We start from the raw sequence: 18,127 nt of genomic DNA on the forward strand, positions 1-18,127 counted from the left end.
CCCCTAATTATCCATTATCAACTGTCAATTATCAATTACTCGTCGGCCATGCCTTCCAGCCTGTCCTCCAGATCAGCATAGATCTCCTGAAGCTCGTCGATCATGCTCTGGTCGGCTTTCCACATGCCGCGTCCGTGCGCTTCGAGCATCCGGCCCACGATGTTCTTGATCGCTTGCGGGTTGAGCGTGGCGAGGCGTTCGCGCATTTCGGGGTCAAGGGCGTAAGTTTCGGCAGTCTTTTTATAGACCCAGTCGTCCACGCTCTTGGTGACGGCGTCCCAGCCGAGCATGTAGGTAACACGATTGCTGATTTCGCCCGCGCCGCTGTGGCCGTGCTTGAGCATCCCCTCGAACCACTTCGGGTTAAGCAGCTTGGAGCGGTACTCGACGCGTAGCAATTTGTCAGCCTCGTCGAGCTTGATGTCCGAGGTGAACGACTCGACGTAGTTGAGCTTGATGTCCGAGGTCTTTGTGTTGCGGCGTCTGGCGGCGAGCTGGAGCGAACCCGACGACGAAAAGTAGTGGTCGATATCGGAAATACCGAACTCGGTGGAGTCCACCTGATGCACCACGCGATCGACCGAGCCGAGCAGTTTCTGCAGAATCTCGGGCTGCTTTTCGCCCTTGCGCCCGCCGCCATACGCGCTGCTGTTGCGGCGAATGAAGAGATCGTCGAGGTCACCCTCGTTTTCCCACGCCGAATCCTCGATCATGTCATCGACATAGGTTCCGTAAGAACCCGGAGCCTGCGTAAACTGGCGGGCGGTAGCGGCTTCGAAATCCATCCCCTCGGCCAGCGCTTCATCAACGTGCTTTTTAATGTAGTTCATCTCGTGCGGCTCGTCAGCCTTGGCGGCGTCCTTGACAAGGCGGTCGAGCTGATCCATCAGAATGCCGAAAGCGTCGCGGAAGATCGGGCTGAGCTGCATCAGCACATCGATGCGCGGACGGCCGAGCTTGTCGAGCGGCGTAAGGCTGTAGTGGCTGATCTTGCCAAAAGCGTCGTAGGCCGGTTCCGCGCCCATGAGCCGAATCACCACGGCCACCGCTTCACCCTTGGTCTTGATGGTGTCGAGACCCCAGATCACCTCGGCAATGGTTTCGGGATACTGCCCGTCGTTCTCGGCGATATGCTTGGCGATCAGGCCATCGGCAATCAGGGTGCCTCGCTTGAAGGCGGTCTCGGACGGGATGCGCCACGGGTCGATGGAGTGGATGTTGCGACCAGACGGCAGCACGTTCATGCCGTCGCGCACCAGGTCGCCGCCGGGGCCAGAGGAAATGTAGCCGCCTTCGAGCACCTTGACGAGCGAGTTCATTTCGCTGCTGTTGTCGCTGAGCGCCTGAATCATCATCGCGCCCTCCTGAATGATGCGCTGGATGAAGGGCTTGTCTTCCTCCGGCATCCGGCTTCCACCAGTCACCAACTCGAACGCCTGTAGCGGATTCTTGCGGTCGAACATCGTCTGCTTGACGAACTCGCGGCAGGCGTTCTCGGCCCACTCGCGAAGTTTGATCGCGGCTTCGTCGCCCTTGCGCGACAGGCTCGAAATCTCCTCGTAACTGCCGTAGTGGCCGTTTTTGCCAGAGGTATCGATAAAGATGTAAGGCAGCGAGCGGCCGTTTTCGCCGCGATTCTTGATGGTCTCGGTGATCGTGATGATCTGGGATTCGAGCGGCCCCGCCTCACCGAAGACATGCAGCGAGTTGGAGATGAGGCGGTTTTCCAGCTCGACGATGTAGATGTAAAGGCGGCTGACAAAGTCACTGAACGGCTCGTCGGGACGGCGCGGACAGTCGTCGGTCAGGTTGAGCAGCTCAGCTTTGGTCATGATCGCCTCCTGCACCTGTTCGACATCCTCACCCTGAGCCTGGTTGCGCTCGCGATAGTCGGCAAGCAGCTCCTTCAGCGCAGGCAGCTCCTTGTACAAGCCGGCGCGGGCCAGCGGCGGTACCACGTGCGAGACCATCGTGGCCAGTCCGCGGCGCTTGGCGATGGTCGATTCGCTCGGGTTGTTCACCGGATAGATGTAGAAATGTGGCACCTCGCCGAGCAGCGCGTCGGGCCAGCACTCGCCGGTCAGGCCGGTCTGAAGGCCTGGCATCCACTCGACCGAGCCGTGCATTCCCACATGAACGAGCGCGTGCGCGTCGAACTCGCGGCTGATCCAGCGGTAGAAGGAGATGTACTGATGGTGAGGCGTGTTGGCCTTGTCAAAAATCAAGCGCATCGGGTCGCCCTGCACGCCGAGACGCGGCTGCACACCGATGTAGATGTTACCGAGCCGCAAGCCGCCGAGGAACACCTCGTCGGAGCCAATCGGCGCGATCTCGCCGGGGAAGGCCTGCCAGCGCTCCTCGATGCGCTCGCGCTCGTGGTAGGTGACCAGCTCATTGTACTTCTCGCGGCTCACCTTGATGGCTTCCGGCTTGTTCTGCATGATCTGGTAATCGGTCGCGCGATCAAGCATCTCGAAAAGTTTCTCGGGCGACTCGGGCAGCGTACCGACGTTGTAGCCCTCTTTCTTTAGACGCTCCAGAATCCGCAGAAGCGTGGTCGGCACGTCGAGCAGGGCCGCCGTCGCCTTCTTGCCGAGGCCTGGCGGATAGTCGTACACCACCAGCGCCACTCGCTTGTCGCGGTTTGGGGTGGCCCGCAGGCGCATCCATTTTTTGGAAAGAATCGCCAGCCGGTCGAGCCGCTCCTGCACGGTCTCGACCTTCCCGTCCTGCAACGCGCCGAGAATTACCGGTGCCACCGCGCCGTCCATCTCAGGAATCGAGTAGGTGAAGGTCACCTGCATCGGCGAAACGCCAAGTTCGTGCCACGACTCGAAATCCTGCACCAGCAGCGGCTGGGCAACCATGTAGGGCACATCGAGACCGGTCAGAATCTCGTGCCGCGCCTCGGCTGCCGTGCCGGGTTTGGTCGAACCTGCCGGGCCACCGACGAGACCGAACCCCATCATGTTCACCAAGAGGTCGATCTTCTCTTTCATCAACCAGTCGCGCACGAGAACGTGCCCCTCGACGCCCATTACGAAAGCCGGGAACACGTTCAAGCCATGCTTTTCGAGTGTGCGGATGGTGTTATCGATATAGGTTTTTTCCTGCAACAGATGCTTGCGGAAGAAGAGCAAGGCCATCTTCTGCGACTTGTCAAAGTTCACGCCACGCTTCTTCGACCAGCTTTTGAAGCTCTTCACATCCTTGAAGTACTCCTTCGCGTCGGGATGGTAGAGTCCCATGTTTGGCACATCGACAATAGGCTCCACCTTGACATTCGAGTCAAAATACTCGCGCAAAATCAAGCGGAACATGTTGACGATATTCTCCGGCGTCGGCTGGAGCCAGTAGGAGTAGACCATCAACCAGTTCTTGAAATCCTTCGCCTTGTTCGGCACCAGCGGCAGGATGGTGCGCATGATCTTCATCAGCTTCATGTAGCCGTAGAGCGCATCCTCGTCGCGCCCCTTGACCAGCATCTTGGCGATCTTCTTCACCATGTCCGGCATACCCGACTTCCCTTCTGTGACCTGATAACTCCCAACCTTGGTGAGCGCCATCGCCTCAGGCATCGACTCGAAGATGAAGATGGTCTTCTCGTTGGTTCCCTGATTGAGCTGCTCCTTGAACCAGTCGACCTGCTCCTTGAAGTTGATCATGCTCATAAACACGCAGTCGGCCTCCCGGATGGCCTTGGCCGCCTCGGGATTCTGCTTTTCGAGATCGACATCGCTCAACTGAACCAGCTCGGCATCTTTGTCGAGCATGCTCTTGATTTTCCTCCAGAGCCCGGCATTGTACTGCTCGAGACCCACAATCGCCGTGATTTTACGTCTTTGTGCCATGACGGGGTTTGTCTGTACACATTAATGGTAAGCGTGCGACCACAGGCAAACTCCTGCCCTGTCGACGCTCATTTAATGTATAAAAGCAGGAATTAATTCCTAAGCGCCACCATCTATATTTGTTCGTGATGGAGTACAGGTTTGACGCGATACAGACTGATAAGCAATGAGGCTATTGAGTTAAAAGAGGATGGCGGGGTACTACAAAGTTCCGATTCGGAGTAAAAGAAGCCATCATGCCGTCCCGCTTTACAGCGAGACGGCAAATGACAAAGAAGACAGGTCAGCTCAACGCAGCTTCGACGATCTGTTCAGCTTTGGCGTTGGGAAGGTAGAAGTACCGGCCACCGAGTTTCTGCGCGAGCTTGGGTGCTTCGCCTCGTGACAAGTAGTTCATCTGGGTATCGACCACAATCGAGGCGATGCCATCGGCCTGGATGGAGAGGGCTAATGCTTCGACCTCTTTTTCAAGCTCCTCCTTGGACGCTTTGGTCGCGTTGGGATCGTATGCAGCACCCAGCGGAATATTGCCGCGACCGTCGGTGATCATGACGAACATGATTTGCGTGATACCTTTGGCGCGCGCCTGCTTGGCGGTTTCCCAGCCGGTAAGCAAGGCCGAGGCAAGCGGAGTTCCGCCCCCAGTCGGCAGCACGTCAAGCTCTCGTTTGGCGCGATCCACGCTCTGCGATGGTGGCAGGAGCACCTGCGCCTGCTTGCCACGGAACGAGATCAGCGAAACCTGGTCGCGATGCACGTAAGCGTTCTGCAACAGGCTCGCCACCGCGCCCTTGGCCTGGCGCATGCGGTTCAGCGCCATCGAGCCGGACGCGTCCACCATGAAGATGAAGAGCGTGCCGGACTTGTCGCGGAAACGCTTGATCTTGATGTCATCCTTGCCGATGATGAGTGCAGCCGTAGACTTAATGCCCTTTTTTGCCTGCTCGGCTTTTCTCGATGCCTGCCACGGTGCGGCGGAAATCAGCGTCGGAATCAAGGCGACCTTGCCGCTCTTGATTTCGCCCGGCTGCGAACGCACGAAGCGGCCTCGCTTGTTGTTCAGCGCCTCGCCTCGACTGCCGCTTTTTGCCTTCTTCTTGGAAGCGAGCGAGATGTTGAGGATGTTGTCGGGCAGTTCGGTCTCAACGGCATCCATCATCAACTCCTCGATCATGTCGGGAGTCTCCTCCTGCTCCTCGTCGGCATCGGAGTCGGCCTCGTCCGGCGGTGCGTTCTGATCCTCGGCTTCGTCCTGCGGCTGCTCCTCCTGCGGCGGCGGCTCGTCCTGGGCCATCTCCTCGGGGTTGGGTTCGCGCTCGGGCATACGGGTCGCCCTCGGCACCAGCACCAGCTTCATGGCGAGCTTCAGATCTTCGTCGTCCACCTCGGTACGCTGGTTGAGCGCAGCGTTGGCGATGGCAGCACGGATCGCGAAAATATCGACGCGGTTGCCCTCGACGCCAAGGCTGATGGCGGTCTGGATAAGACCCTTGATCTGCTCGTTGGTAATCGAGACGTGATGCAACTGCTCCCTTGCCGCGCCGATGATGCCGCGAAGCATGCGCAGTTCATCCTGCGTATCCTCTTCGTTACGCGTGCCCATCACGAGACTGACAATCTGCTTGCGGGCGCGATAGTCGTTCACCGGTGTGAACGGCACAATAATACCGATGCGGTCGAGCAGGCCCATGCGCACCTCGCCATCACTCGGGTCGTAGGTGCCAACCAGCATGAAGTCCGCCGGATGCACCTCGCTGAGTCCCTCGCGCTCAACGATCACCGCGCCACGGCTCATGGCGTCCATGATGTGCGACACGGCGGAGCTGTCGAGCAGGCTGAGCGAATCGACATAGAGAACGCCCTTGTGCGCCTTTGAAAGCACACCGTGCTGCACGACACGCTGGCCTGAAGCAAGGGTGGCTTCGAGATCGACGCCGCCGATGAGACGGTCTTCGGTCACGTTCAGCGGCAGCTCCACAAAGGGAGTGCCTTCAGGCAGAATGTCGGCAAATGCCCTTGCGAGCGTCGATTTTCCCGAACCTACGGTCGAAGGAATCACGACACCGCCAAGGGAGGGATCGACGGCCAAGAGCATGAGCGCCTGCTTGGCCAGATCCATTCCTACAATGTCGGTAAATGCTATCATGCTGCTGCTTCGGCCTCTCCCAGTACTTTTGCGAGTTCGCGATCGATCTTCTCTCCCGCATCGACGGTTTCGAGCGGATCCTTGCGAAGGCGGTGGCGAAGGCAGAGACCGGCGATTTCGCGAACGTGCTTCATGGTCACCTTCTTGTCACCCTCCCAGGCGGCATAGGCGTGAGCGGTACGGGTGATGGTCAACTCGCCGCGGTGACCGTCGATACCGAGGTTCATGCAAAGCTTCGCAATGTCGGTAAGCACCGCGTCGTCCATCGTAACCTGCGGAAGAAGCTGCTGGGCGGCGACGATCTTTTTCCGGAGTTTCTGCTGCTCACGAGAGACCTTCTTCATGAAGGCTTCCGGATCCTCGTCGAACTCACGGCGGAGCTTGACGATCTGCACCCTCTTGGCAACGTCGTTGATGGTGGTGATGCGGGCGTGGAGACCGAAACGGTCGAGAAGCTGCGGACGAAGCTCGCCCTCTTCCGGGTTGCCCGAACCGACCAGCACGAAACGGGCGGGGTGGCGGATACTGATACCTTCGCGTTCAACCACGTTCTTGCCGCTGGCGGCCACGTCGAGCAGCACGTCAACCAGGTGGTCATCGAGAAGGTTGACCTCGTCGATATAGAGGAAACCGCGGTTGGACTGGGCAAGCAGACCAGGCTCAAAAGCCTTGACGCCGCTGGTAAGCGCCTTTTCGATGTCGATGGTGCCGCAAACGCGGTCTTCGGTAGCACCAAGCGGAAGGTCAACCACCGGCACGGGAATCAGTTCTGTCTCGACATCCTCGGGCTTGATGGCCGGAGCGCCTTTTCCGGCAGCCTCCATCTCGATATACTGTTCGACGGTGCGGTTGTAAATATCACCCTTGACGCGCGGAATGAGCGGAAGCACCTCGGCCAACGCGCGAACGGTCGTGCTCTTGCCGGTACCGCGATGACCCATAACTAGAACGCCGCCGATCCTCGGATCGATGATATTGAGAATCAGACTGAGCTTCATCTCCTCCTGCCCGACAATGGCAGTGAAGGGAAATGCCAGGGCACTTTTCTTTTTTGCAGCCGGCTTCTTGACTTCAGTCACAGCCTTTTCTTCTGCAGTTACCTTTACCTTGGCTTCCTTGGCGGCCGATGCCTTGGTTGAAGTGGTTTTTTTTGCGGCGTTGGCAGTCTGGGTCATAGTCGATTGGTTGGTTAGTACCCGACCCGGGCTTCGCCGATCACGGTTTTCCCGGCAGGGCTGGCTTGGTTAAGACGAAAATCAAATAATGAACTTTGAATTTATGCTTTTAGCATAGAGATAACAAACGCTTTTCACGAATGCGACACGATAAAAAACTCACAAAAAACCAGGTTTTACCCCATGCTTTGAAGCGCATCAAACGCCGCCTCCCTGACCGTTTCCGACAGGGTCGGATGGGCGTGAACCGTATTCACGAGGCCTCCCGCCGTCACGCCATAGCGGCACGCCAGTCCAAGTTCGCCAATCAGCTCAACCGCATCGTGGCCGATGAGATGGCCGCCGAGCATCTTGCCGGTTGCAGCGTCAAACACCAGCTTGACGAAGCCTTCGAGCTGCCCATAGGCGTTGGCTTTGCCCGAGGCGGCGAACTGCGAGCGGCCTACCGCGACCTGATACCCGGCGTTGACCGCGGCCTCCTCGGTCAGGCCAACCGAAGCCACCGACGGCTGGGCATAGACACAGCGCGGAATAAGCGGCTCCGAAAGCGGCTCGGGCGATTTTCCGGCAATGGCTTCGACCGCGATGGCCGCCTCCGCCGACGCCTTGTGCGCCAGCAGCATCCCGCCTCGAACGTCGCCGATAGCATAGATACCCGGCGCGGAGGTACGGCACTGCCCGTCGGTACGAATGAATCCGCGCTCCGTTTCGACGCCCACTGCATCGAGGCCGAGCCCATCGATCGCGCCGGTCACGCCGACAGCCACAAGCAGGCACGACGCATTGAGCGTCTGCGGCGCCGAGCCTTCGACGACCAGTTCGGCGGATACGCCGGACTCGCTGACAGCAACATTATCGAGCTTCGCGCCACAGTGCACCGTGATGCCCGCCTTCTCGAACGAGCGCTTCAGCGCCTCGGAAACCTCCGCCTCTTCGGCGGGTAGCATGCGCGGCATCAGCTCGACAATCGTCACCTTCGAGCCCGCCTTGGCGTAGAACCAGGCCATCTCGACGCCAATCGCGCCACCGCCGACCACGATCATCGACTTCGGCACCTCTTTCAGAATCAGCGCCTCGCGGCTGGTGATGATCTTTTTGCCGTCCGGCTCCAGCCCCGGAATCACGCGCGGCGTCGATCCCGTCGCAACAATGATGTTTTTCGCTCCGAGCATGCGCACAGAACCGTCCGGCATGGTGACCATCACGCCTGCGCCGCCGGTCAGCACCGCCTCGCCCGCCAACACCTCAACAGCAGCCTTCTTGAGCAGATACGCCACGCCCTTCGAGCTTTTCAGCGCCACATTCCGGCTGCGCTTGACCGCCTGCGCGAGATCGAACGATACGTTGCCGACATTGACGCCAAAAGTCTCTGGATTCTTTGCCAGATCAAACACCTCTGCACTCCGAAGCAGCGCTTTGGTCGGAATGCAGCCCCAGTTGACGCAAACACCGCCAAGCACCGCCTTTTCGACAATGCAGGTCTTCAGGCCGTAACGCGCGGCATGAATGGCCGCCTCGTAACCGCCGGGGCCGGAACCGATGACGGCGACATCGAATTGCGCTGCGAGAGTATCTGCCTGCTGCATAACGTAACTGGTTGTGTGAAGCGCATCACCCCCTGAATCGGCAGCGATGGACATTCACGGTTGCACGAGACGATTCTTTGACTATAATAACTTTCACATATAATGACTTTCACAAGTCATGACCGAAGCCGCCACAAAATGCAAAAAGAGCCGCTAAAAACCGAATCCCCGAAGGAGCTTCAGCCCGAAGCCGCACCGAAAACCATGACCCTTCAGGTCAGCAAGGTGCAGACGCCGATGCGCATCGACCGCTACCTCACGCAGCAGGTTGAAAACGCCACGCGCAACAAGGTGCAGAAGGCGATCGAGGAGCAGCGCGTGCTGGTCAACGGCAAGCCGGTCAAGTCAAATTACCGCATCAAGTCGTGCGACCACATCCACATCACCTTCCTGCGTCCACCCGCTCCGGAGCTCGCTCCGGAGGATATTCCGATCAGCATCCTTTACGAGGACGACGACCTGATGGTGATCGACAAGGAGGCCGGCATGGTGGTGCATCCGGCGTTCGGCAACTGGACGGGCACACTGGCCAACGCGATCCTGCACCATCTCGGCAAGGATGCGGACGATCTCGACAAGACGGAGATGCGCCCCGGCATCGTGCACCGGCTCGACAAGGACACCTCGGGCCTCATCATCGTCGCCAAGAATCCGGTGGCGCTGCACAAGCTCGCCACACAGTTCGCCCGGCGGCAGGTCGAAAAGGTCTATAAAGCCATCGTCTGGGGCGTGCCCAATCCGCCATCCGGCACGATCAAGACCAATATCGGGCGGTCGCACAAAAACCGCAAGGTGATGGCCAACTTCCCGTTCGAGGGTGCTGAAGGCAAGCACGCCATCACGGACTACCTTGTTGTCGAAGACCTCGCGTACTTCGCGCTGATGGATATGACGCTGCACACGGGCCGTACCCACCAGATTCGCGTCCATCTGCAACACCTCGGCCACCCGATTCTCGGCGACCAAACCTACGGCGGCGCAACGCCTCGCACGCTCCCCTTCAGCAAGAGCGAACCGTTCACGCACAACCTGCTGGAGCTGATGGGCCGACAGGCACTGCACGCCGAAACCCTCCGTTTCCGCCAGCCCACCACCGGCGAACCGCTCGCCTTCACCGCACCCCTGCCAGAGGATATGAAGACCGTACTCGAAAAAATCCGAAGCGTGATGAAACGAACCACACAAACGCTTTAGATCACTCCGGTGTTACTTCTCTGAACTTATCGCTTATATTGCCGCTATATTTTTTGAATTCTCCGGACAACGATTCTCCATCCGGAACAGCGCGAAACCATGAAAGTCATTGGCATCAACGGCAGCCCGCGCCGGGCGGGCAACACCTCGATCATGCTCAAGACCATCTTCGAGGTGCTCGAAGATGAAGGCATCGAAACCGAACTGATCCAGGTCGGCGGCACAAACATCAAAGGATGCCGCGCCTGCTACGCCTGCATCAAAAACAAGAACAGCGAGTGCTCAACCAAGGGCGACGGCTTCAACGAAATCTTCGCGAAGATGGTCGAAGCGGACGGCATGATCCTCGGCTCACCCACCTACTTCGCCGACATCACGCCCGAACTGAAAGCGCTCATCGACCGCGCCGGCTTCGTGTCGCGCACCAACGGCCAGCTGTTCCGCCACAAGGTCGGCGCGTCGGTGGTCTCGCTCCGGCGGGGCGGCGGCATTCACGCCTACGACAGCATTAACCACCTCTTCCAGATCTGCCAGATGTTCATGGTCGGCTCGACCTACTGGAACCTCGGCTTCGGTGGACGTGACGGCGGCGAAGTCGTCAACGACACCGAAGGCATGGAAAACATGCGCGACCTCGGCCACTCGATGGCCTTCCTGTTGAAGAAACTGCACAACTGATTCGAAACCGATACCTACACTGTTGACACACCGATACATGAATTACAGAACCATGCTCGCCGGGCACACCCCGGCCATCCTGTGCCTCTCAGCCCTCCTGTTTTCCACGCCAATTCCTGCCCGTGCAGATAACAAGGCAAACATGGATGCGCCTTCCGCCAATGTCGTCGAAACCGTCTGCGGCGAACGCATCGCAGACCCATACCGTCCGCTCGAAAATCTCAAAGACCCGAAAGTCGCCGCCTGGTACCGGCGCGAGTCGGATCACGCCCGCCAGGTGCTCGACGCCATTCCGGGCCGCAACGAACTCATCGAAAAGATGAAGGAGTTCGACCAGCGCAGAAAAGAGAAGGTTTTCGATCTTTCCATTACGGATAACGACCACTACTTCTACCTCAAGCAGACGCCCGTGGACGAAACCGGCAAACTCTACACCCGCAAGGGATACAAAGGTCAGGAGCGATTGCTTTTCGATCCGACAACATACAAGGACGGAAGCGGCAGCACCTTCGTCATCAGCGAAGTCGCACCGAATATCGACGCCTCAAAGGTGATCGTCACCGTCTCGCCGAACGGTTCGGAAAATTCCGTCATGCTGATCATTGACGTCAGGGACGGCCACATCTGGCCCGAGAGGATTGACCGCTGCTGGTTCGCTTCGCCGTCGTGGCTTCCAGACGGCAAGTCGTTTTTCTACAACCGGATGAACACCGCCGATCTGCACGACAAAGCACGTGAGCTCGACAGCAAGGTGTTGCTGCACGTGGTTGGCACCGATCCATCGACCGACCGCGAAATCTTTTCACGCACCCACAATCCCGCCCTGCCCATCAAGCCTGAGGACATTCCGTCGGTCATATACGACCGGAAAAGCGAGAAAATTTTCGCCTTCGTCGGCAGCGTCGATCCCAGAGTCACCGCATGGTATGCTCCTGCCAGGTTCTGGAACGAAAAAACCATCCCCTGGAAAACGCTCTTCCGCCCTGAAGACGATGTTTACGATTTTGCCGCGACCAAACACAATCTCTACGTCTTCACACCGAAGAACGCGCCGCGCTTCAAAGTACTGAAAACCTCGCTCGACCACCCCGATCTGGCGACCGCCGAAACGGTCATTCCGGAACCGGCGGAGGGCACCCTTACCGCCCTGGCGCTGACCAACGAAGGACTCTTCTACACCATCTCCACCAACGGCGTCCGGGAGGAGTTGTATCATCTGAACTACGGCAGCACAAAGCCGGAAAAGATCGAGACTCCGTTCGAGGCGGGCACGATGTCGATCGGTTCAAAGGGATTCGACAGGCCTGAACTGTGGACGGTCATAGGCGGCTGGAACCACGACTATCGCCGCTACCGCTACGATGCGAAGCACAATCGTTTCATCGACGAAACGCTCTCGTCGAAGGCGAGCTACCCCGAATACGACAACCTTGAAGTCAAGGAGGTAATGGCGACCTCCTATGACGGCGTCAAGGTGCCGCTGTCGCTGATCTACAATCGCGGCATCAGGATGGATGGCAAAAATCCCGTGCTGATCTACGGTTACGGCGCGTATGGCAACTCGATGACCCCGTTCTTCAACCCCTCGTTCCTGCTCTGGACCTACAAGGGCGGCATCCTCGCCGTGGCCCACGTACGCGGCGGCGGAGAGCTGGGCGACGCCTGGCACAAGGCGGGCATGAAATCGACCAAGCCCAACACCTGGAAAGACCTCATCGCCTGCGCCGAATATCTGATTCATGAGGGCTACACCTCGCCCGAACACATCGCCATCAACTCGGCCAGCGCAGGCGGCATTCTCATCGGGCGCGCCATAACCGAGCGCCCCGACCTCTTCGCCGCCGCCATGCCGCAGGTCGGCGTGCTCAACGCGGTGAGAGGCGAATTCAGCCCCAATGGCCCGGTCAACGTGCCCGAATTCGGCACCGTCAAAAACCCCGAGGAGTGCAAGGCGCTCCTCGAAATGGATGCCTACCTGCACATCCGCGACGGCGTAAAATACCCCGCAGTGCTCATCACAGCAGGCATGAACGACCCGAGAGTCCCCGCCTGGCAACCGGCCAAATTCGCCGCAAGGTTACAGGAAGCCACCACCTCCGGCAAACCGGTGCTTTTTTTCACGGATTACAAAGCCGGCCACGGCATCGGCGACACGAAGACGAAGCAGTTCGAATCGCTCGCCGACATGCTGAGCTTCGGATTGTGGCAGACCGGCGGAGCCGCCCAATGATGAATTTTGAATGAAGAATTGCAGGGGCCACCAAGTCCACGACGTCTCTCCAGTCCACAATTTCCGAAGCCTCTTGGCTGCCCACTCAAAACGTGAAGCATTCGGCTCCACTACCAGGCTGAGGCATGGCGCTCCGAGGATCAACGCCGCTTTAACCACCCCTTTCGCTCATCCTCCGGGAAGCGCTCGATGGCGTAGCGCAGCATCGTACGGGGCATGGCGATAGCGTAGTGCTCAAGGAAGGCTTCGAGCAATGGCTGATCGCGTTTGCCAACTTCGCGGAGCATCCATCCGGTGGCTTTGTGGAGCAGCTCTTCGGGGTCGGTGAGCAGGCGTTCGGCCAAGGCAAGAGTGTCGGAGAAGTCGTTGTTACGAATGAAGTGGAAGGTCGAAACGATAGCGATGCGGCGCTCCCAGAGGCTGGACGATTCGACGAAGCGGTAAAGCCGCGAGCGGTCGCGAGTGTGGAGATGGCGGCCAACGATGCAGGGTGCGGAAAGATCAACCAGGTCCCAGTTATTGATACGGCCGGTTAGCGTGCAGTAGAACTCGTACAGCGCCTCCCTGCCGCTCTCGCTTGACGACTGGTAACGCTCGATGAGCAGCAGCAACGCAAGCATCCGGTCTTCGTGCCACGGCGAGTCAAGCAGCTCCGAGATCACCTCGACGCCCGCGTGCAGGAACTCGCGGCAGAGCTTGCGAAGTACCGGCACACGAATGCCGCGAAACCGGTCGCCCTCGCCATACTCACCGGGACCGGTCTTGAAAAAGCGACGGAGAATTCCCGCCGTTGGCTCGTCGGCGAGAGATTCGAGACGGGATTGAATTGTTTTGATCATCGGGTTCTCTGCTCAAGGTTCACGCCAGTTCGGCCAACTCCGCCCAGCGCTCCATGTCTTTGTCGAGCTTCGTCTGAATTTTGTGCAGTTCGTCGCCCAACTTTTGCACCGCATCGAAATCCGAACCGGCGGCGGCAAGTTCGGCGTTGATCGCTTCCTGCCGCTCTTCGGCTTCGGCGATGGCCTGTTCGAGCTGCTCAAGTTCGCGCTTCTCCTTGCTGTTGAGTTTGCGCTGTTTCGGCGACAATGTCGGCTTCGGCGCTTCGGACGCGGGTTTGGCTGCGGGCGCAGGTTTCTGCTTGGCGGCTTGCTCTTCGGCGGCGATTGCGGCTTTCATTTCGAGATAGACGCTGTAGTTGCCAGGGTAACGGCGCACGATGCCGTCGCCCTCGAAGGCGAAGATGTGCTCGACGGTGCGGTCGAGGAAGTAGCGGTCGTGGCTCACGACAACGAGGCACCCCGGAAAGGTGTCGAGGTAGTCTTCGAGCACGCGCAGGGTTGGAATGTCGAGGTCGTTGGTCGGCTCGTCGAGCAAGAGCACGTTCGGCGCACCGATGAGCTGGCGCAACAGATAGAGCCGACGACGCTCGCCGCCCGAAAGATTGCCGATGGGGTTGTACTGCGCTGCCCCTGAAAAGAGGAACCGTTCGAGCATCTTGGCCGCGGAGACCAGCGTGCCATCCTTGGTCTTTATCTGCTCGGCCTCCTCCTTGATATACTCGATCACGCGCTTCGAGTCGTCGAGGTGACGGCTCTCCTGGTCGTAGTAGCCAATCTTGACCGTAGGGCCGATCTCGATGCGCCCGGTGTCGGGCTTCGTGCGCCCGGCAATCATTTCGAGCAGCGTGGTCTTGCCGGAGCCGTTCGGGCCGATGATGCCGATGCGATCGCCCTTTTCGAGCAGGTAGTCGAACGAGCGAAGCAGCTTTTTCTGGCCCCACGATTTCGAGACGTCGTGGAACTCGACGATCTTGTTGCCGAGCCGCTCCGCGCCGAAGCCGATCTCCATCTCCTGCTTCTCTGCCTTTTTCGGCGCATAGACCAGCGTTTCGGCTCGCTGCAAGCGTGCCTTCTGCTTGGTGGTGCGCGCCTTCGCGCCAGTGCGCATCCATTCAAGCTCCTGCTTTGCCAGGGCGTTGCGCTTGCGCTCGTCGCGAATCTCCTGCGCCTCCTCCGCCTCCTTCTGGACGAGGTAGCTCGCGTAGCCGCCGGTGTAGGTTTTGGCTGTTTTGCCGTCGAGTTCGATCATACGGGTGGCAACACGGTCGAGGAAGTAGCGGTCGTGCGTGATGAGAATCACCGCCCCGGCGTAGCGGCGGATGTAGCTTTCGAGCCACTCGACGCTGTCGGCATCGAGGTGGTTGGTCGGCTCGTCGAGAATCAGCGCATCGCTCGGCACCACGAGGGCGTGAGCAAGCGCCACACGCTTGCGCTGGCCGCCGGAAAGCGTGCCCATCTTCGCCGTCAGGTCGTTCAGGCCGAGTTTGCCGAGCACCGCCTTGGCGTTCGACTCCAGCTCCCACGCGCCGCTCACGTCGAGTTCGTGCGACAGGTGCGTCACCTTCTCGATCAGCGCGGTCTGGTCGCCCTCTGCATGGTCAAGCGCCTCAAGAGCCAGTTCGTACTCGCAGATGAGCGCCATCACCTTGTCGCCCGACTTGAGCACCGCTTCGAGCACCGTGTCGTCCGCGTCGTACGGCGAGACCTGCGGCAGGTAGGAGATTTTCTTTTCCTTCGACACCATCACCCTCCCGGTGTCGGGCGTCTCGCTCCCGGCGAGGATTTTCATCAGCGTGCTTTTGCCGCTGCCGTTCGCACCGATGATGCCAACCTTGTCGCGGTCATCGATGCCGAACGACACCTCCTCGAAAAGCGTTTTCAAACCATACCTCTTGGTAATCCCCTCAACCGTCAGTAATACCATGTCCGCCCTTGTTTAGCCCTGAAAAAGCCTCAATATACCATTCCTCTTTCCAGCCGGAGCTTCGTTTCCATATCATCATTTTTTTCCATACAATAAAATCGACACCAACGGTTCTTACGACCCTTCTTAACCCCGGCACTGCAGCTCCGGACAATCAAGCTCAAACGCGATGGCCACTCTCGAAGAAACGCTCGCCTGGACCGAAATTCCTCTGCCCGAAGCCCTCAAAAACCTCAAACAGGAGCAGCAGCTGGCGCTCACCAGTTACATCAAAGCTGTGGTTGACAATAAGACCGACGGTTTCGACGAGCTGTACCACGCCATCGGCTCGATCGTGCGGTTCATTCCCCACTTTATCGTTGTGCCGCTCATGGTCGAACATATCCGCCCGCAGATTTCCGCCGGCGTCTGCCGGACGATGGGCGTCGATCAGGCGGTGAACTACGCCAACGACCTGCCACTCGAATATTTCAGCGAAGTCTCGCGCCATCTGGACAACGACCTCATGGCGCGCATCCTCGAAAAGATGAAACGGAACCAGGCAGAGAAAGTGATTCTGTTCGAGCTGCTGCACCACCGTTCGCACATGCTCGGCATTGCCGAACACCTCGACCGCCGGCTGCTTGAATTCGTGGCCAAAAACCTTGAAATCAACGGGTTCTCCGAAAGTGATCCGGAGCTTGCAAAACACAAACTGCTGCTGGAAAAAATACGCAATCTGCGCTGAGCAGAAATGGCGAAACAGGGGATCCCGGCCTGACTGGACCTGCCTGTTTTTTTTCTTGCTGATTGTTGAAAGATTTACCGGTTGACAACGTCTCAATTATTGAACAGGACGGATTTCGGCACCCGCTGCTTTTTTATCAGGGCATCGCGATTCCGGCCAGTGAGGTTTACCATACAAGTCAAAGGAACCGATCCATGAAAAAATCACTCTTTCTCGCCACTGCCGGATTTGCAGGATTGCTGCTCGGCACACCCCAGAACAATGCCCAGGCTGAAGTCAATTTGAATATCAACATTGGCGGCCCTCGTTATGTCGGGAACTATGGCCCGGATTTCATCTACCTCGACGATTACGGTTTTGCCGTCTCTTGGGGCTGGGACTACGACGTCATCAGGCTTGGCAATTTCTACTTTATCTACCGCGATGGCTACTGGTTCCGCTCACCAAGCTACCGCGGGCCGTGGGCTCGTGTCAGATATTGGGAGCTCCCCTACCAGCTCAGGAGATATAGCTGGAACGACATCAGACGCCGCCGTGACCGTGAATACAGAAGGTACGACCGCGCTTACTGGGACAGGTACTTCAGGGATCAGCGTGCCCGGTATGGCGACGGCCCATTGTATGCCGGAGACTATGGCCCGGATTTCATTTATCTCGACGATTACGGTTTTGCCGTCTCCTGGGGCTGGGACTACGACGTCATCAGGCTTGACAATTTCTACTTTATCTACCGCGATGGCGACTGGTTCCGCTCATCGAACTACCGCGGGCCGTGGGCTCGTGTCAGATATTGGGATCTCCCCTACCAGATCAGAAGGCATGACTGGAACGACATCAGACGCCGTCGCGACACTGAATACAGAAGGCATGACAAGACCTTCTGGGACAGGCATTTCAGGGAACAGAGAATGCAAATTCAGCGAGACGACCGTGACAGAAGGCCCGATTTCAGACCTGACGGAAGGCCTGACTTCAGAAATGACGATGGAAAATCCGGTGGCGGAAACATCCAGAGACTTGAAGGAAGGCCCGATTTAAAACCATTGCCGCTGCCACAAGCACCGCCTCAGCCCCAGGGAGTTCCTGATGGCAAACCTGATGGCAAATGGTTTCATGACAGAGGGTCTGACAGAAAAGAATTTGAAAGAAAAGATTCTGAGCTGAAAAGTTTTGAGGGAAAGGGTTCTGATGGAAGAGGCTTTGAAGAAAAAGGGTCTGACGGAAGAAGGTTTGACCGCAGCAGCTTTGAGCGAAAGGATTCTGATGGAAAAAGTTTTGACCGAAAGGGTTTTGACGGAAAGAGCTTTGAAGGCAAAGGATCTGATCGAAAAAATTCTGACGGAAAAGGGTCTGACAACAAAGATTCTGAAGACAACTCCAACGGAAAGTCAGACAAGAGCGGGCGCTTTCATGGAAACCCTGAAAGCGGATGGAACCAGGTGCGTTAACAACTCTGGCTGCTGATCCTATAAGGTGTCGACACAACCAAAGGCTATCCCGAGAGCAAAACCGGGACAGCTTTTTCGTTTTCGCTGGAAAACAGCAAACATAGCCACCCGCCGCATTCACACCTCGTGGTGGTGCGGGGCGAGAATGATGGCAATCAGGGCAAAGACGCTGAACACAAATCCCGCCCCGAACCAGGCGAACACCGGAGAACCGCGATACCCTTTATTGAACGAAACAATCGCGCACGCAATCGAACAGACAATACTGACAACAAGTACAAACATCCAGCTTGCCGGATCCATCATAGCCATAGGAAACAACCGATTTT

Annotated in this window: 12 protein-coding genes; 5 read left to right on the top strand and 7 right to left on the bottom strand. The window is 58.1% G+C overall.

Translation table 11 applies throughout. The annotated features are described in order from the left end of the window. Positions 1-35: 35 nt before the first annotated feature. From bchH to lpdA, 4 genes are all read right to left on the bottom strand, one after another. Positions 36-3,851, bottom strand: coding sequence for a magnesium chelatase subunit H (gene bchH, locus AYT24_RS05865; protein ID WP_010932964.1), 3,816 nt, complete (start codon positions 3,849-3,851; stop codon positions 36-38). A 283-nt stretch (positions 3,852-4,134) separates the two neighbouring features. Continuing rightward, positions 4,135-5,997 carry a magnesium chelatase ATPase subunit D gene (bchD, locus tag AYT24_RS05870; protein WP_010932965.1) on the bottom strand — a complete coding sequence of 621 codons (1,863 nt, stop codon included), beginning with the start codon at positions 5,995-5,997 and terminating at the stop codon, positions 4,135-4,137. Then, positions 5,994-7,172, bottom strand: coding sequence for a magnesium chelatase ATPase subunit I (bchI, locus tag AYT24_RS05875; RefSeq protein ID WP_010932966.1), 1,179 nt, complete (start codon positions 7,170-7,172; stop codon positions 5,994-5,996). The genes bchD and bchI overlap by 4 nt, the downstream gene beginning before the upstream one ends. 176 nt (positions 7,173-7,348) lie before the next feature. Then, on the bottom strand, positions 7,349-8,758 hold the full coding sequence (gene lpdA, locus AYT24_RS05880) for a dihydrolipoyl dehydrogenase (protein WP_010932967.1): 1,410 nt from the start codon (positions 8,756-8,758) through the stop codon (positions 7,349-7,351). Between the two features lie 138 nt (positions 8,759-8,896). On the opposite strand from lpdA, the gene AYT24_RS05885 reads away from it, so the two are divergent. The 3 genes from AYT24_RS05885 to AYT24_RS05895 all read left to right on the top strand — a co-directional run bounded on the left by AYT24_RS05885 (position 8,897) and on the right by AYT24_RS05895 (position 12,860). Then, positions 8,897-9,952: an RluA family pseudouridine synthase gene (locus AYT24_RS05885; protein ID WP_164927015.1), complete on the top strand. Its 1,056-nt coding sequence runs from the start codon at positions 8,897-8,899 to the stop codon at positions 9,950-9,952. Between the two features lie 99 nt (positions 9,953-10,051). Beyond that, positions 10,052-10,630 (top strand): flavodoxin family protein, encoded by a 579-nt coding sequence (locus tag AYT24_RS05890; RefSeq protein ID WP_010932969.1) that lies wholly within the window; start codon positions 10,052-10,054, stop codon positions 10,628-10,630. A gap of 37 nt (positions 10,631-10,667) precedes the next feature. Further along, entirely contained in the window at positions 10,668-12,860 is a 2,193-nt protein-coding gene (locus AYT24_RS05895) for a prolyl oligopeptidase family serine peptidase (protein WP_226986774.1), read from the top strand. Positions 12,861-13,000: 140 nt separating this feature from the next. On the opposite strand, the gene AYT24_RS05900 is transcribed toward AYT24_RS05895, so the two are convergent. Together AYT24_RS05900 and AYT24_RS05905 are read right to left on the bottom strand one after the other, a co-directional pair. Beyond that, positions 13,001-13,699 carry a DNA alkylation repair protein gene (locus AYT24_RS05900; RefSeq protein ID WP_010932971.1) on the bottom strand — a complete coding sequence of 233 codons (699 nt, stop codon included), beginning with the start codon at positions 13,697-13,699 and terminating at the stop codon, positions 13,001-13,003. Positions 13,700-13,718: 19 nt separating this feature from the next. Beyond that, a complete protein-coding gene (locus AYT24_RS05905; protein ID WP_010932972.1) occupies positions 13,719-15,623 on the bottom strand; it encodes an ABC-F family ATP-binding cassette domain-containing protein in 1,905 nt (634 codons plus the stop codon). Between the two features lie 169 nt (positions 15,624-15,792). On the opposite strand from AYT24_RS05905, the gene AYT24_RS05910 reads away from it, so the two are divergent. Both AYT24_RS05910 and AYT24_RS05915 read left to right on the top strand, forming a co-directional pair. Further along, a complete protein-coding gene (locus AYT24_RS05910) occupies positions 15,793-16,350 on the top strand; it encodes a hypothetical protein (RefSeq protein ID WP_010932973.1) in 558 nt (185 codons plus the stop codon). 194 nt (positions 16,351-16,544) lie between these two features. Next, entirely contained in the window at positions 16,545-17,798 is a 1,254-nt protein-coding gene (locus tag AYT24_RS05915; protein ID WP_164927016.1) for a hypothetical protein, read from the top strand. 117 nt (positions 17,799-17,915) lie between these two features. Here AYT24_RS05915 and AYT24_RS05920 read toward each other — a convergent pair whose 3' ends face one another. Then, the gene (locus AYT24_RS05920; protein ID WP_164927017.1) at positions 17,916-18,110 is read right to left on the bottom strand and encodes a hypothetical protein; all 195 of its coding nucleotides are present in this window, start codon (positions 18,108-18,110) and stop codon (positions 17,916-17,918) included. Positions 18,111-18,127: the final 17 nt, after the last annotated feature.

The organism is Chlorobaculum tepidum TLS, assembly GCF_000006985.1.
Taxonomy (GTDB): domain Bacteria; phylum Bacteroidota; class Chlorobiia; order Chlorobiales; family Chlorobiaceae; genus Chlorobaculum; species Chlorobaculum tepidum.

Bases quoted from the DNA above. Each gene is read 5' to 3' on its own strand.
- AYT24_RS05915 (WP_164927016.1), top strand. From the start codon at position 16,545: ATGAAAAAATCACTCTTTCTCGCCACTGCCGGATTTGCAGGATTGCTG.
- AYT24_RS05905 (WP_010932972.1), bottom strand. From the start codon at position 15,623: ATGGTATTACTGACGGTTGAGGGGATTACCAAGAGGTATGGTTTGAAA.
- AYT24_RS05890 (WP_010932969.1), top strand. From the start codon at position 10,052: ATGAAAGTCATTGGCATCAACGGCAGCCCGCGCCGGGCGGGCAACACC.
- bchD (WP_010932965.1), bottom strand. From the start codon at position 5,997: ATGATAGCATTTACCGACATTGTAGGAATGGATCTGGCCAAGCAGGCG.
- AYT24_RS05885 (WP_164927015.1), top strand. From the start codon at position 8,897: ATGCAAAAAGAGCCGCTAAAAACCGAATCCCCGAAGGAGCTTCAGCCC.
- bchH (WP_010932964.1), bottom strand. From the start codon at position 3,851: ATGGCACAAAGACGTAAAATCACGGCGATTGTGGGTCTCGAGCAGTAC.
- AYT24_RS05920 (WP_164927017.1), bottom strand. From the start codon at position 18,110: ATGGCTATGATGGATCCGGCAAGCTGGATGTTTGTACTTGTTGTCAGT.
- lpdA (WP_010932967.1), bottom strand. From the start codon at position 8,758: ATGCAGCAGGCAGATACTCTCGCAGCGCAATTCGATGTCGCCGTCATC.
- AYT24_RS05900 (WP_010932971.1), bottom strand. From the start codon at position 13,699: ATGATCAAAACAATTCAATCCCGTCTCGAATCTCTCGCCGACGAGCCA.
- bchI (WP_010932966.1), bottom strand. From the start codon at position 7,172: ATGACCCAGACTGCCAACGCCGCAAAAAAAACCACTTCAACCAAGGCA.
- AYT24_RS05895 (WP_226986774.1), top strand. From the start codon at position 10,668: ATGAATTACAGAACCATGCTCGCCGGGCACACCCCGGCCATCCTGTGC.
- AYT24_RS05910 (WP_010932973.1), top strand. From the start codon at position 15,793: ATGGCCACTCTCGAAGAAACGCTCGCCTGGACCGAAATTCCTCTGCCC.